The sequence below is a fragment of the Streptomyces sp. AHU1 genome (assembly GCF_045343905.1).
Lineage (GTDB): Bacteria > Actinomycetota > Actinomycetes > Streptomycetales > Streptomycetaceae > Streptomyces > Streptomyces triticiradicis.
This window is the reverse complement of record NZ_CP174283.1, coordinates 4893366-4907921: the sequence shown is the minus strand read 5'-3', so window position 1 is coordinate 4907921 and position 14556 is coordinate 4893366. Positions and strand designations below refer to the sequence as shown.

Genomic DNA, 14556 nt, shown 5'->3' with positions numbered 1-14556 from the left:
GAATCTCCCCGGGGGCTTGAATCCCGGGGGATCGGGTCATGCTGACGCTGCGGAGTGTGACGGTACATCCCGCCCCCGTGTCAAACGGGAAAAGCCCGCAACGGCCACTCGAACGGTAACCCGACTACCGCCATTCCTGCCGCCCGGAGTGTCGACCCGCTCTTTCGGGCCCATCCGGAGGGTAACTTCCCAGTTACCGGAGCCGCGGTCCTCGCGCGGTCTCACACGCGCGTGAAGCACCACACCCCGAGCGCCAGCGCCCCGCTTCCGGCGACGCTCGCGAGGGTCGCCGATGCGACGCGGTTCACACCGTGGGCGACCGGCTCGCCCTGCCGCACCCGGAGCACCGTCCAGGCCAGGATTCCGCCTCCGAACAGGGCGAACACCATCCCCGCGAAGATCGCCGGACCGCTTTCCATGGTTCCGCCCTTTCACCCCGAGTCCTCGGCCCCGGGAGGCTGACACGTCCCGGCGGCCGGCGTGCGAACCCACGGTGAACTCCGGGCGACCGGCACCCCATGGGGGTACCCGCACCGCACGGTTCCCGGCGCTCCCGACTGTGGCGAATCCGTCGCCGCCCGGGGAGCGGCTCCGCCCCACGGAGACGGAGACAGGAGCGGGAACGGGGAGGACGGCGAAGAGGGAACCGGAGGCGGACCCGGGCGTGGGGAGGGAGACGGACACGGATATGGATCCGGCTACGGAGAAGAGCGCGGGACACGGGAAGGGGCGCATCCGCGGCTCCTCGGATGTTGGCCGGTTTCCCCTCCCGGTCGAAGTACCCGATCAAGTGTCCGGAGGGGTGCGCGCGGGGCGACGGAGGCACTTCGGCGGCGAGAGGAGGAGGCGGGAGTTCCGGCCTCCTCCCCATGGCCCGGTCGCTGCCGCAAAAGGAACCGGGGAACCGGAGGAACGGAAAATCGGAGGACGGAGACCGGAGTACCGGAGGACCGGGAAACAGACCGGGAGACCGAAGGACCAGCGGGTCGGGAAGCCCGAGAAACGGGCAGGCCGGAGGACCGGTGGAATCAGCGGACCGGAAGAAACCAGGGGGCCGGAGAAAAGCAGGGGCCGGAGAAAAGCGGGAGCCCGGAGAGCCGAGGACCGAGGGCCGGAGAAAAGCAGGGGCCGGGGAGCCGGGGGATCGCAGGAGGCGTCGGCCTGGCTCTCACCCGGCCCCCGCGCACCTGCCCCCCTCGGTCCCGGCACCGGCCCGGCCCTCCCCCGGCCTCACCGGCGAGGGACGGCTACCCGACCGGCTCCAGGAATCCCTGCTCGACCAGCAGACGGATCTGAGCGGGTGTCCGGTCCCGCAGCAACACCGGGTCCTCGCCGACCAGTTGGGCAATGGCGTCGAGGATCCGCCCGGCGCTCAGCGTGCCGTCGCACACGCCGGCGAAACCCGCGCCGACCGTGTCCACCTTGGTGGCCCGGCGCATTCCCCGGTGCTGGCGCAGCACCACGTGCTCCGGGTCCTCGGCACCGGGCAGTCCGACCTGCTCCTGCACGACCTCCGCCACCAGTCTGAAGTGACCGGCGAGCAGACCCGCGTCGTCGTGCCGTCTCAGGTAGTCGACCCGGTCGAAGTGCTCCCGTACGGCCTCGCCGAGGGGCTGCTCGACGGAGTGCGGCCACTCCTCGACCGTGATCGAGGGTTCGGCCGCCGCCGTCCTGCGCAGCGTGATCCATCCGAAGCCGACGGCCTTCACCTTGCGCGCCTCGAACTCGTCGAGCCACGCGTCGTACCGCGCCTGGTAGTCGGCCGGGTCGGCCCGGTGGTCGCCCGAGTCGCGCAGCCACAGCTCCGCGTACTGCGTGACGTCCTGCACCTCGCGCTGCACGATCCACGCGTCACAGCCGCGCGGCACCCAGGAGCGCAGCCGGTCCTGCCAGTCCTCGCCCTCCACGTGCTGCCAGTTGGCCAGGAACTGGGCGTATCCCCCTTCGTTCAGCCGGTCTCCCGCCTCCTGGACGAGCGTGCGGCACAGGTCGTCCCCGCCCATTCCGCCGTCACGGTACGTCAGCCGGGCGCCCGGCGAGATCACGAAGGGCGGGTTAGAGACGATCAGGTCGTACTTCTCGTCGGCGCGGACCGGCTCGAAGAGGGAGCCCTGGCGCAGGTCGGCGGCCGGGGCGCCGGAGAGCGCGAGGGTGAGTGCGGCGATGTGCAGCGCCCGGGGGTTCAGATCGGTCGCCGTCACGCGTGTGGCGTGCTGCGCGACGTGCAGCGCCTGGATTCCGGAGCCGGTGCCGAGGTCGAGGGCGGAGCCGACGGGCTCGCGGACGGTGATGCCGGCGAGGGTCGTCGAGGCGCCCCCCACTCCGAGGACGACCCCTTCCTCCCGGCTGCCGATGCCGCCCGCTCCGCCGACGGCGCATCCGAGGTCGGACACGATGAACCAGTCCTCGCCGTCGGGCCCGCCGTACGGCCGGATGTCGACGCTCGCCGCGACCTCGTCCCCGCCCGTCCGGGTCAGCCAGCCGCTTTCCAGGGCGTCCTCGGCCGGCAGCACGTCCGCCACGCGCGCGTACGGCACGGGCTGCTGCAGCAGGAACAGCCGTACGAGCGTCTCCAGCGGTGTGTCACCACGGGTCGCCCGGAGCGCGGGCACGGTCTCACTGCGCGCCAGCGCCGCGTACGCGGGGGCGCCGAGCAGGTCGAGGAGACCGTCCGCGGTGAAGGAAGCGTCGAGGAGGGCTCTCCGCAGCCGGGCGGCGGTGTCGGCACGATCGGACGAGGGCAACGGTGACAGGCTGGTGTGACTCACGCCTCCCATTGTGTCCGCTATCGCCCACCGGCACCCACACCTGTGGACAGAGCCTCGCCTGTGGACAGCGCGTGCGGCACCCGCTGCGCGCAACGGGTGCCGCACGTGGCGCGTGCCGGGCGGCGGCCCCGTGGGCCCGCGGCACGCGTGGCGCCGGCCGGGAGCCCGGCGCGTCCGTGTGCCGGGCCCTCCCCGGTCCCGCGGACGGTCTCAGCCGTTGACCGCCGCCGGGGACCCGGACGCCGACTTGCAGCCCTCCTGCTGCGCCATCGCCTTGCCCACGTCGCCCTGCTCCAGCTGCTTCAGGGGGTCGTTCCCGCTCTGGCTCAGCTTGCCGAGCTGGGTCGCGACGTCCTTGAGGCCCTCGGCGAACTTGGCCTGGTCCTTGGTGTCGAGCTTGGCGACCTGCGTCTTCAGGTCGGCGTACGACGCGGAGAGGGCGTTGAGCTCCTTGACCGCGTTGGCCTGCTTCGTCTTGCCGTCCTCGACGTCCGGCGGTCCCGCGTTGTCGACGGCGGTGCCCAGTGCCTTGTACGCGTCGGACATGTCCTGGAAGGCCTGCGCGTCGGTGTTCTGGACCGCTTCCGGCGTGCTGTTGTCCGAGGTCTGCTTCTGGATCGCGGCGTTCGCTTCCTGGATCTTCTGGGCCTGCGGCTTCAACGCGTCGCAGACCTGCTTGGCCCAGGAGTTCAGCTTGTCGTTGCCGCCTCCGCTGCCGCTGCCGTCGTCGCTGCTGCAACCCGACAGCGCGAGCACCAGTACCGCACCGCCGGACAGTGCGGCCGTGAGCTTCTTGTTCACCGGTTTGGTCCCTTCCATGGCTCTCGGCCCCGGAACATACACGCCATGTGGGCGACGCCCACATGGCGAGTGTCCGTTAAGGCATCTGTTGAAGCCATTTGCACCAAGCGAGAGAAGGCTCACGCGATGACGTGAACACGCGCAGGGCGGGCGTACGGCGCGTCAGCACACGCCGTCCACCCGCCCGTTGGCTCGTTCCCCGGTCCGGCACGCAAGTCCGTGCCGGACCGGGTGCGAAACCGGTGAGTTATGAAACGACCGCCGGATCGGCCGACTTGGCGATCCCTTCGTCGTTGTCCTCCTCGTCGCCCATGGCGATCCCGCGCCGCTTGGAGACGTACACGGCGCCCACGATCACGATGAACGCGAGGATGGCGATGAACACCCGTACGCCGACGCTCTTGTCGTCGCCGTACGAGAATTTGACGATCGCCGGGGCGATCAGCAGCGACACCAGGTTCATGACCTTCAGCAGCGGGTTGATCGCGGGACCCGCCGTGTCCTTGAACGGGTCGCCGACCGTGTCACCGATCACCGTCGCGGCGTGCGCCTCGCTGCCCTTGCCTCCGTGGTGACCGTCCTCGACGAGTTTCTTGGCGTTGTCCCACGCGCCACCGGAGTTGGCGAGGAAGACCGCCATCAGCGTGCCGGTGCCGATCGCGCCCGCGAGGAACGAACCGAGCGCGCCGACGCCGAGCGTGAACCCGATCGCGATCGGTGTGAGCACCGCGAGCAGTCCTGGCGTGGCGAGTTCGCGCAGCGCGTCCTTGGTGCAGATGTCGACGACGCGCCCGTACTCGGGTTTCTCCGAGTAGTCCATGATCCCGGGGTGCTCGCTGAACTGCCGTCGCACCTCGTAGACCACGGCCCCGGCGGACCGCGACACCGCGTTGATCGCCAGCCCCGAGAAGAGGAAGACGACCGCGGCGCCCGCGATCAGACCCACCAGGTTGTTGGGCTGCGAGATGTCCATCATCAGGTTCATCGGCGCACCCGCGCCCGAGACCTTCTCCCCCACGTCGCTCGCGGCCGTGGTGATCGCGTCACGGTACGAGCCGAAGAGGGCAGAGGCCGCGAGGACGGCGGTGGCGATGGCGATGCCCTTGGTGATGGCCTTGGTGGTGTTGCCGACGGCGTCCAGGTCGGTGAGCACCTGCGCGCCCGCGCCCTCGACGTCGCCGGACATCTCGGCGATGCCCTGTGCGTTGTCCGACACGGGACCGAAGGTGTCCATCGCGACGATGACACCGACCGTGGTGAGCAGGCCCGTTCCGGCGAGCGCCACGGCGAACAGCGCCAGCATGATCGACGTACCGCCCAGCAGGAACGCCCCGTACACGCCGAGGCCGATCAACAGGGCGGTGTAGACGGCCGATTCGAGACCGACGGAGATGCCGGCGAGGACGACGGTGGCCGCGCCGGTGAGGGAACTCTTGCCGATGTCCCGGACGGGACGGCGACTGGTCTCGGTGAAGTAGCCGGTCAACTGCTGGATGAGCGCCGCCAGCACGATGCCGATCGCGACGGCGACGAGCGCGAGGATCCGGGGATCGCCGTCCTTGGCCTTGATCGCCGCGTCCGTGACCCCGTCCAGTTCGGCATAGGTGTCCGGAAGGTAGGTGAAGACGGCGAGAGCGACCAGCACGAGCGAGACCACCGCGGAGATGAAGAACCCGCGGTTGATCGCGGACATGCCGCTGCGGTCGGAACGCCGGGGCGCCACCGCGAAGATGCCGATCATCGCGGTGAGCACGCCGATCGCGGGCACGATCAGCGGGAAGGCGAGCCCGGAGTCACCGAACGCCACCTTGCCGAGGATCAGCGCGGCGACGAGCGTGACGGCGTACGACTCGAAGAGGTCGGCGGCCATACCGGCGCAGTCGCCCACGTTGTCGCCCACGTTGTCGGCGATGGTCGCGGCATTGCGCGGATCGTCCTCCGGAATGCCCTGCTCGACCTTGCCGACCAGGTCGGCCCCGACATCGGCCGCCTTGGTGAAGATGCCGCCGCCGACACGCATGAACATGGCGATCAGCGCCGCGCCCAGACCGAAGCCCTCCAGGACCTTCGGCGCGTCGGCCGCGTACACGAGCACCACGCAGGAGGCGCCCAGCAGACCGAGCCCCACCGTGAACATGCCGACGACGCCACCGGTGCGGAAAGCGATCTTCATGGCTTTGTGCGAGACGGCGGTGAGATCCTTTTCGGGCTCACCCTCCGCCGGGGTCGCTTCCCGTGCCGCGGCGGCCACGCGGACATTGCTCCGTACGGCGAGCCACATACCGATATAGCCGGTGGCCGCCGAGAACGCCGCGCCGATCAGGAAGAAGACCGACCGTCCGGCGCGCTGATTCCAGTCGTCCGCGGGCAGCAGCATGAGCAGGAAGAACACCACCGCGGCGAATACGCCGAGCGTGCGCATCTGCCGTCCCAGGTAGGCATTCGCGCCTTCCTGGATCGCCGTCGCGATCTTCTTCATGCTGTCGGTGCCCTCGTCGGCCGCGAGAACCTGGCGCACCAGGATTCCGGCGACCACGAGCGCCGCCACGGCGACGATCGCGACGGCCGTCACGATGAGGCGGTTGCCGTCCGTCAGAACCGCGGCCGCGAGGGTTGTGGGGTGGTCAAACTGCTGAGGGGTAGAAAGCCCCGCCATTCGTCCTCCTTGACGCTTGGGCTGAGCTCAAGATGTGGACGGATTCTAGGTACCGGAACCTGATCAAAACAGTGCGCGGTAAGCGGAATTAGCCTTCACTTGCCCTTCAGCAAATGATCGGCGGGCGCCCACGGAGCCAAATGCAGTAATGCCCCAGAAGCATTGACGCTTGATCCAATTATCGCGCGAATGATCGTGAATCAATTCACGAAACGCCGTGCACGATCAACGCGGTTCACGATCACCATATGGACGAGCGCGGGTTCCCGGACATGCCGAAGGGCCCCACCGAGTAGGGCCCTTCGGGACAGCTTTGAAGAGGGACGGTCTCAGGGAAGAGCCACGGCCGGCGGCGTGGTGGGCCAGCTCATCCTGATCAGTCCGCCGTGCTCTCCGGCGATGACTTCCACGTCGTCGACGAGGCCGCTGATGACCGCGAGGCCCATCTCGTCCTCCTCGGCCTCCGCGTCGGAGCCGTCCGGGGCCGCGCCGGACGCGGCTCCACCGGGCACCGAACCCGGAGACTCGTCACCGACCTCGATGGAGAACTGCTTCTCCTCCTCGATCAGCGCCACGTGCACCGGCGCCGAGATACCGCTGCTCTGATGCAGTCCGACGGCACGCGTACAGGCCTCACCCACGGCGAGCCTGACCTCGTCGAGGACGGCCTCGTCCACCCCGGCCCTGCGCGCCACCGCTGCCGCCACCAGTCGGGCGGTCCTGACGTGCTCGGGCAGCGCGCTGAAGCGGAGTTCAACGGTGGCCATGCATCCCCCTCTGAACTACGGGCGTGCTGTCCGGGGACCGGGCCGTGGGCCCGGTCCCCGATGTGTGCGATGCCGGGCCCACGACCCGGGAGACCGGCCGTCAGTCGGTCGCGTTGACCGCCTCGTCCACCGAGGTGTGGATCGGGAACACCTTGGTGAGACCGGTAATACGGAAGATCTTCAGAATGCGCTCCTGGTTGCAGACCAGACGCAGCGAGCCTTCATGGGCCCGGACGCGCTTCAGGCCGCCCACCAGAACGCCGAGACCGGTGGAGTCGAGGAAGTCCACGCCCTCCATGTCGACGACGAGGTGGAAACTGCCGTCGTTCACCAGCTCGACCAGCTGCTCCCGCAGCTTGGGCGCGGTATATACATCGATTTCGCCGCCGACCTCGACGACCGTACGGTCGCCGTTAGGGCCGGACACATTGCGAGTCGACAGGGACAGGTCCACGGATCCTCCAGCACCTTGCTATCGAGCGGTCGCCCCATGGGACACCTCGGCAGAGCCCCCGGGACGGTTCGCCAGCCGCGATGGCATTCAATCACTTACCGGCAGGCGTGCACGACGCCTTGGGCCCATTGTCCGTCACGCCAGTGACACACTCGATGCCGATGGCCAAGAATCACCGATCCGATCGACCCTCGGCGGACACCGCTTCCCGCCCTTCGCCGAGCACCGTCCTGGACCGGCTCGCCTCGGGGCCGAGCCGGGCTTCGCGCATCACTCATACGGAGCACTTGCCCCCGCGAGCGGGCCGTCATGCCGTCTGGCCCGACCGGATCCGTTCGGAGGTCGTCGCGGCGGTACAGGCCGCGGGCATCGAGCACCCCTGGGCCCACCAGGCGCGCGTCGCCGAGCACGCCCTGGACGGCGAGTCGGTGATCGTGGCCACCGGGACCGCCTCCGGCAAGTCCCTGGCCTACCTCGCCCCCGTCCTGACGGCTCTCCTGGAAGGCTCCGAGGCCCCGAACGGCCGGGGTGCCACCGCCCTCTACCTGGCTCCCACGAAGGCTCTGGCGGCCGACCAGCGACGCTCGGTGAAGGAACTTTCACAACCGCTGGGCAACGCCGTGCGCCCGGCCGTGTACGACGGCGACACGCCCTTCGAAGAACGCGAATGGGTGCGCCAGTACGCCAACTACGTCCTGACCAACCCCGACATGCTGCACCGCGGGATACTGCCCTCCCACCCCCGCTGGTCCTCCTTCCTGCGCGCCCTGCGCTATGTCGTGATCGACGAGTGCCACACCTACCGCGGCGTCTTCGGCTCCCACGTCGCCCAGGTACTGCGCCGCCTGCGCCGCCTCTGCGCCCGCTACGGCGCCTCTCCCGTCTTCCTGCTGGCCTCCGCGACCGCCGCCGAACCCTCGGTCGCGGCGAGCCGCCTGACCGGCCTCCCGGTCGTCGAGGTCGCCGACGACGCCTCCCCACGGGGGGAACTCGTGTTCGCCCTGTGGGAGCCCCCGCTCACCGAACTGCACGGCGAGAAAGGTGCACCCGTACGGCGTACCGCCACCGCCGAGACGGCCGACCTGCTGACCGGCCTCACCGTCCAGGGCATGCGCTCGATCTCCTTCGTACGGTCCCGGCGCGGCGCCGAGCTGATCGCGGTCATCGCCCAGGAACGCCTCGCCGAGATCGACCGCTCACTGGCCCGGCGCGTCGCCGCCTATCGCGGCGGTTACCTCCCCGAGGAACGCCGCGCCCTGGAGAGCGCGCTGCACTCGGGAGACCTCCTCGGCCTCGCCGCCACCTCCGCCCTCGAACTCGGCGTCGACATCTCCGGCCTCGACGCCGTCGTCATCTCCGGCTACCCGGGCACCCGGGCCTCCCTCTGGCAGCAGGCGGGCCGCGCGGGCCGCTCCGGGGAGGGCGCGCTGGCGATCCTGGTCGCCCGCGACGACCCGCTGGACACCTTCCTCGTCCACCACCCCGAGGCCCTGTTCGACCAACCGGTGGAATCCACGGTCCTCGACCCGGACAACCCGTACGTCCTGGCCCCGCACCTGTGCGCCGCCGCCTCCGAGATCCCGCTCACGGACGAGGACCTGAAGCTCTTCGGCCCCGCCGCCGCCGGTCTGCTGCCGCAGCTGGAGGCCGCGAAGCTGCTGCGCCGCCGGACCGCGGCCTGGCACTGGACGCGCCGGGAGCGGGCCGTCGACCTGACCGACATCCGCGGGGGCGGCGGCAGCCCCGTGCAGATCGTCGAGTCCGGGACCGGCCGCCTGCTCGGCACGGTCGACGAGGGCGCCGCGCACACGGCGGTCCACGAGGGCGCGGTCCATCTGCACCAGGGCCGTACGTACCTGGTGCGCAAACTGGACCTGGACGACTCCGTCGCGCTGGTCGAGGAGGCCAGCCCCCCGTATTCGACGGTCGCCCGCGACACGACCACCATCGCCGTCCTCGAGACCGACGTCGAAGTCCCCTGGGGCGAAGGCCGGCTGTGCTACGGCTCCGTCGAGGTCACCAATCAGGTCGTCTCCTTCCTGCGCCGGCGCGTCATCACCGGCGAGGTGCTCGGCGAGACGAAGCTCGACCTCCCTCCCCGTACGCTCCGTACGCGTGCCGTCTGGTGGACGGTCACCGAGGACCAGCTGGACGCGGCCCGGATCAACCCGGAGATCCTCGGCGGCACCCTGCACGCCGCCGAGCACGCGTCGATCGGCATGCTGCCGCTCTTCGCCACCTGCGACCGCTGGGACATCGGCGGTGTCTCCGTCCCGCTCCACCCGGACACCCTCCTGCCCACCGTCTTCGTGTACGACGGCCACCCGGGTGGCGCCGGATTCGCCGAACGCGCCTTCCACACGGCGCGCTCCTGGCTCACGGCCACCCGTCAGGCCATCGCCTCGTGCGAGTGCGACGCTGGCTGCCCCTCCTGCATCCAGTCCCCCAAGTGCGGCAACGGGAACGACCCGCTGCACAAGCGGGGCGCCGTGCGCCTGCTCACGGAACTGCTGCGGACGGCACCGGAGGAGCCGGACCGGAAGTAGTCCGGGCGGGTGAGTCAGGGCCGGACGGGTGAGACCGACGGCCGGCCGGATGAAAGTCGGGCCCGCATGGGCCGAACGGGTGAACGCCCGGCCCGTGACGGTCACGGGCCGGGGCCCTGGGGACGAGGGCCGGACCCGGAAAGCCGGGCGAAGAGGGGTGAGGGACCGCGGGTCCCGTCGTTCTCACGGACCCCGGCGAACCGGCGGCCCCGCAGAACCGGGAGAAGCCGGAGGACTCGCGGATCCCACCGGCTCCGGAGATCCTGGCGGAGGCCCCGGAGGATCCGTGGACCCCGCACGATCCACAGGTCCTGGAACAGACTCCAGAGGATCCGCGGATCCCACAGGACCTGGAGGTCTCGGAGGACCTGAAGGCCCCGAAGGATCAGCGGGCGCCGCAGGTCCCGCCCTCGATCTGACCTCGGCGGTGATCGGTCCGGTTCCGGACGACGCCGTCACGTCCGAGATCTGGCCCTCGACCTCGCACCGCACGAGCCGTGCGCTCTGCGCCCGGACCACGCGGTCCGCCCGGGCGCAGGCCGCCGCGCCGCCCTCGCTCCAGTGGTCGGCCGCGGCGAGCGCGGCCAAGTCCGCGGCCCCTGCCGCCCGGTGCCGCACCACGACGGCCTGCCCCATCGACAGCACCGCTCCGAAGACGGCACAGAGCACAGCGATCGCGCCCACCGTCCACACCGTCGCCGATCCCCTGTCGGAGGACACACGCCACCTGGCACGGCGCCCGTTGCCGGCGGGTGACCGTGCGTACCGCCGCCTCCGCCGACGACTCCGGCTCTGGCTCTGGCTCTGGCTCTGGCTCTGGCTCTGGCTCTGGCTCCTCATCTTCCGTTCACCCCCGCAGCCGTGTCCTCCACCGTCTCCTCCGCCAACGCCACCGCCTCGTCCTTCAGTTCGAGGGACAGCGCGGCAGGACCGGGTGTTCTCGCTCCGACCGTCACCCGGACCAGGTCGCCCTCCCGGCTCACCGTGACCTTCGCGTCAGGCGGGGCCGCGCGGCGGACCGTCGCCAGGACCGCTTCCGGCGGGTCCTGGCGCGCCGCCGCCCGGGCGCCCGCCCTCGCCGCGTCCACGCACCGGATCTGCGCGGACGCGGCGAGCAGGGCCCAGACCAGCGCCATGCCGACGAGCACCAGGGAGGGCAGCACCACGGCGGCCTCCGCGGTGACGAATCCACCGTCCCGGCACCGGACCGGACCGGCCCTCGACCGGACCGCCCTCAAGCCCCTTTCACATCTGGACATTGAGCGCCCGGCCCACGATGCCCTGCAGTTCCTCACCGACCTGCCCGCTCGTCACCACCTTGTAGAGAGCGGCCGCGAAGGCCACCGCGGCGATGACGCCCACCGCGTACTCGGACGTGACCATTCCAGCGTCCCTCCGCGCCGCGATCGACGCGAGCATCCAGGCCCGCATCCGCGCACACTTCTTCCCTCGTCCTCGCCCCGTTCCGGGAACCCGCACCGTCCTGCTCATTCCAACCTCCTTGAGATTCAGCCCTGTCGGTCACTTCGCCTGTCGCCGTTCACGGCTCACCGCTGTCGTCTGCCGTCACCCGTCATCCACCACCTCCTCGCAGCAACCCGCCGGCCAGCCCGATCACCACGGGCAGCACGCCGATCGCGAGGAAAGCGGGCAGGAAGCACAACCCCACCGGCGCGGTGACCATGACGGCCGCCCGGCGTGCCCGCGCCGTCGCGGTGCGCCCCCACTCGGCACGGGCCTCCGTCGCGAGCCGGCCGACCGGCACGGCCGCCGGTACGCCCGACTCGCCCGCCCGCTCCAGCAGCCTCGCCAGCCCTGACGCGCCCGGCAGCGACGCCAACATCCGCCACGCGTCAGCCGGTTCGCCCCCGAGCCGCACCTCCGCCGCACCCCGGGCCAGCCGTTCACCCACCGGTCCGTCCAGCGCCTCGCCCACGGCCCGGGCGGCCGCCACCGGGCTCGCCCCCGCCGCGATGCAGGCGGCCACCAGATCGGCGGCGAGAGGGAGTTGGCGGGCCGCCGACATCACGTCGTACTCCTCGGGGAGTGTCTGATTCCTCCGCCGGAGCCACCACCGGACCCCGAAGGCGGCCGCCACCCCCACCAGGACTCCGGCGCGGCCTCCGATCAGGACCCAGCCGGCACACACCACTCCCAGCAAGGGCAGCCACAACCGGCCGTAGCTCCGTACCGCGTAGCGCCGTGGCGACGGCGCGGGTTCCGGGAGCAGCAATCCGGCCAGCCGTCTGCGCACTCTCCTGGCACGCCGCACCGCCCCGAGCCGATGGGCCGACGCGCCGACCAGGAGCACTCCGCACACAAGTACCCCCAGCCTGTGGGCGACTTCCGCGCTCATGCCGTCTCCGCTCCTCGTACGATCCGCAGCGCCCACCACAGACCCACGCCCTCCAGCGTCCCGCCGACCAGCAGGCAGCCCAGCCCGGGACCGGTGTGCAACAGCACGTGCAGGGGGTCCGCGCCGAGTGCGGTACCGAGCAGCAGGCCGAGAACCGGCAGACCCGCGAGCATCGAGGCCGTCGAGCGGGATCCGGCCAACTGGGCACGCATGTCAGCTCTTTGATCGCGCTCGGCCCGCAGCGCGGCCTCCAGCCGGTCCAGTCCCGCCGCGAGTCCCGCGCCCCGGTCCACGGCCACACGCCAGCACGCGGCGAGCCCCACCAGTCCGCCGGCGCCGGGCTGCCGTGCCGCCTCGGTGAGCGCAGCCGGCACGTCCCCACCGAACCTCGCCGCGGCCAGCACCACCGGCTGCGCGTCGGCAAGTCCGTCCGAGTCACGTGCGGCTGCGAGCAGTGCCTCGCCGGGCTGACGTCCGGCCCGCACCTCACCGGCCAGGGCGCCGCACAGGACGATCACCGCGTCGCCACGCCGCTCCCGCTCGCGCCGGGCCTCTCCCGCCCGCCGCACCCGGCGCAGCAGGGGCATCCCGACGGCTCCGAGGAGGAGTGGCACGACCGACGCGCCCAGCACCGCGATCACCGATCCCGCCACCAGCGACCATGCCTCGGGCCGCAACCGTCCGCGCAGCCGTCGCCAGTCGACGCGGACCCACTCCCACCGGGGCGGACCGGTCGCCGCCCCGCCACCGGCGAACAGCGCCCTCGCTCTGCGCGCTCCCGAGCCGCACCCGCCGATCAGCCAGGCCGCGATCCCGGCACACGCCACCGCAGCTCCCGCGGGCGCGTCCGCCATCTCACCGATCCTCATCCCGCTCCCCGTCCGCATCCCGGCACCGGGTTCCTGTCGGTGCCCCGGTGTCCATCACCGCCGAAGGGCTCACCCCGTCCGTCCGAAGGCACCCTGCTGTCTTCCGGGTCCACTCGCCCGCGATGCCCCCGGTTTCCGGTCCGGAGGAGTTCCCGCAGCCGCTCCCACCCGCGCTCGTACGCGAAGGCGTCCTCACCCCACCGCAGCGCCGGTACCGTCACCACCAGCCCCGACGGGTCGCGTTCCAGCACGTGCACCTCGGCGATCCGGCGCCGTCCCGTCCGGTCCCGCACCAGATGCAGGACCACGGACAGTGCCGCCGCCAGCTGGCTGTGCAGGGCGGCCCTGTCGAGTCCGGCCGCGGTGCCCAGGGCCTCCAGCCGGGCCGGGACCTGCGCCGCCGCGTTGGCGTGAAGGGTTCCCGAGCCGCCCTCATGTCCTGTGTTCAGGGCGGCCAGCAGCGAGACGACCTCGGGACCGCGCACCTCGCCGACCACCAGCCGGTCCGGTCTCATCCGCAGGGCCTGCCGGACGAGGTCCTGGAGCGAGACGAGGCCGACGCCCTCCTGGTTGGCGGGCCGCCCTTCCAGGCGCACCACATGCGGATGGTCGGGCCGCAGTTCGGCCGAGTCCTCCGCGAGCACGATCCGCTCCCCGGGACCCACCAGGCCCAGCAGCGCGCTCAGCAAGGTCGTCTTCCCCGAGCCCGTGCCTCCGCTGATGAGGAAGGACAACCGGGCGTCCAGCAGCGCCCTGAGCACCCTGTCCCCGCCGGGCGGCACCGTGCCCGCCGCCACCAGCTCGTCGAGGGTGAACGCGCGCGGCCGTACGACACGCAGGGAGAGGCAGGTGGAACCGACGGCGACCGGCGGCAGCACCGCGTGCAGACGCGTTCCGTCCGGCAGTCTGGCGTCCACCCAGGGGCGGGCGTCGTCGAGTCTCCTGCCGGCCACCGCGGCGAGGCGCTGCGCGAGGCGTCGTACGGCTGCCGCGTCCGGGAAGGACACGGAGGTCAGCTCCAGACCGCCCCCGCGGTCCACCCAGACCCGGTCGGGCGCCGACACGAGCACGTCGGTCACCGACGGGTCGGCGAGCAGCGGTTCCAGGGGACCGCTGCCGACCAGTTCGGAGCGCAGGTGCTCGGCCGTGCCGAGGACCTCGGCGTCCCCGAGCACCCGCCCCTGCTCGCGCAGCGCCTGCGCCACACGTGCGGGGGTGGGTTCGGATCCGCTCTCGGCCAGCCATTGCCGCACGCCGTCCAGCAGTCCCGTGCCTCGGTCCGGGCCGCTCCCGGCTCCGTACCGGGCCTCCGTTCCCCCGGACACGGAGCCTGCGGGGC

13 protein-coding genes are annotated in these 14556 nt (G+C 71.5%); 1 reads left to right on the top strand and 12 read right to left on the bottom strand.

The genetic code is table 11. From position 1 onward, the window contains the following. Positions 1 to 221: 221 nt before the first annotated feature. From ACICHK_RS21935 to bldG, 6 genes are all read right to left on the bottom strand, one after another. Positions 222 to 419, bottom strand: a complete 198-nt coding sequence (locus ACICHK_RS21935; protein ID WP_406838238.1) for a hypothetical protein — start codon at positions 417 to 419, stop codon at positions 222 to 224. An 828-nt stretch (positions 420 to 1247) separates the two neighbouring features. Next, positions 1248 to 2777, bottom strand: a complete 1530-nt coding sequence (locus ACICHK_RS21930; protein WP_406838237.1) for a methyltransferase — start codon at positions 2775 to 2777, stop codon at positions 1248 to 1250. 201 nt (positions 2778 to 2978) lie between these two features. After that, positions 2979 to 3587: a small secreted protein gene (locus ACICHK_RS21925; protein WP_406838236.1), complete on the bottom strand. Its 609-nt coding sequence runs from the start codon at positions 3585 to 3587 to the stop codon at positions 2979 to 2981. 229 nt (positions 3588 to 3816) lie between these two features. Then, positions 3817 to 6225, bottom strand: a complete 2409-nt coding sequence (locus tag ACICHK_RS21920) for a sodium-translocating pyrophosphatase (RefSeq protein ID WP_151472502.1) — start codon at positions 6223 to 6225, stop codon at positions 3817 to 3819. A gap of 329 nt (positions 6226 to 6554) precedes the next feature. Further along, on the bottom strand, positions 6555 to 6992 hold the full coding sequence (locus ACICHK_RS21915; RefSeq protein ID WP_406838235.1) for an ATP-binding protein: 438 nt from the start codon (positions 6990 to 6992) through the stop codon (positions 6555 to 6557). 100 nt (positions 6993 to 7092) lie between these two features. Continuing rightward, the gene (gene bldG, locus ACICHK_RS21910; RefSeq protein ID WP_037625427.1) at positions 7093 to 7446 is read right to left on the bottom strand and encodes an anti-sigma factor antagonist BldG; all 354 of its coding nucleotides are present in this window, start codon (positions 7444 to 7446) and stop codon (positions 7093 to 7095) included. Between the two features lie 80 nt (positions 7447 to 7526). Here bldG and ACICHK_RS21905 point away from each other — a divergent pair, with 80 nt between their 5' ends. Continuing rightward, positions 7527 to 9992 (top strand): DEAD/DEAH box helicase, encoded by a 2466-nt coding sequence (locus ACICHK_RS21905; protein ID WP_406838234.1) that lies wholly within the window; start codon positions 7527 to 7529, stop codon positions 9990 to 9992. Between the two features lie 183 nt (positions 9993 to 10175). On the opposite strand, the gene ACICHK_RS21900 is transcribed toward ACICHK_RS21905, so the two are convergent. The 6 genes from ACICHK_RS21900 to ACICHK_RS21875 all read right to left on the bottom strand — a co-directional run bounded on the left by ACICHK_RS21900 (position 10176) and on the right by ACICHK_RS21875 (position 14542). Continuing rightward, the gene (locus tag ACICHK_RS21900; RefSeq protein ID WP_406838233.1) at positions 10176 to 10832 is read right to left on the bottom strand and encodes an Rv3654c family TadE-like protein; all 657 of its coding nucleotides are present in this window, start codon (positions 10830 to 10832) and stop codon (positions 10176 to 10178) included. Beyond that, complete coding sequence (locus ACICHK_RS21895; protein WP_406838232.1) at positions 10829 to 11251, bottom strand: TadE family type IV pilus minor pilin; 423 nt, start codon at positions 11249 to 11251, stop codon at positions 10829 to 10831. The genes ACICHK_RS21900 and ACICHK_RS21895 overlap by 4 nt, the downstream gene beginning before the upstream one ends. After that, on the bottom strand, positions 11238 to 11423 hold the full coding sequence (locus tag ACICHK_RS21890; RefSeq protein WP_225860790.1) for a DUF4244 domain-containing protein: 186 nt from the start codon (positions 11421 to 11423) through the stop codon (positions 11238 to 11240). The genes ACICHK_RS21895 and ACICHK_RS21890 overlap by 14 nt, the downstream gene beginning before the upstream one ends. Positions 11424 to 11565: 142 nt before the next feature. Continuing rightward, positions 11566 to 12348, bottom strand: a complete 783-nt coding sequence (locus ACICHK_RS21885; protein ID WP_406838231.1) for a type II secretion system F family protein — start codon at positions 12346 to 12348, stop codon at positions 11566 to 11568. Beyond that, entirely contained in the window at positions 12345 to 13202 is an 858-nt protein-coding gene (locus ACICHK_RS21880) for a type II secretion system F family protein (RefSeq protein ID WP_406838230.1), read from the bottom strand. Before ACICHK_RS21880 ends, ACICHK_RS21885 begins: the two co-directional genes overlap by 4 nt. 11 nt (positions 13203 to 13213) lie before the next feature. Beyond that, on the bottom strand, positions 13214 to 14542 hold the full coding sequence (locus ACICHK_RS21875; RefSeq protein WP_406838229.1) for a TadA family conjugal transfer-associated ATPase: 1329 nt from the start codon (positions 14540 to 14542) through the stop codon (positions 13214 to 13216). Between the last annotated feature and the right edge of the window lie 14 nt (positions 14543 to 14556).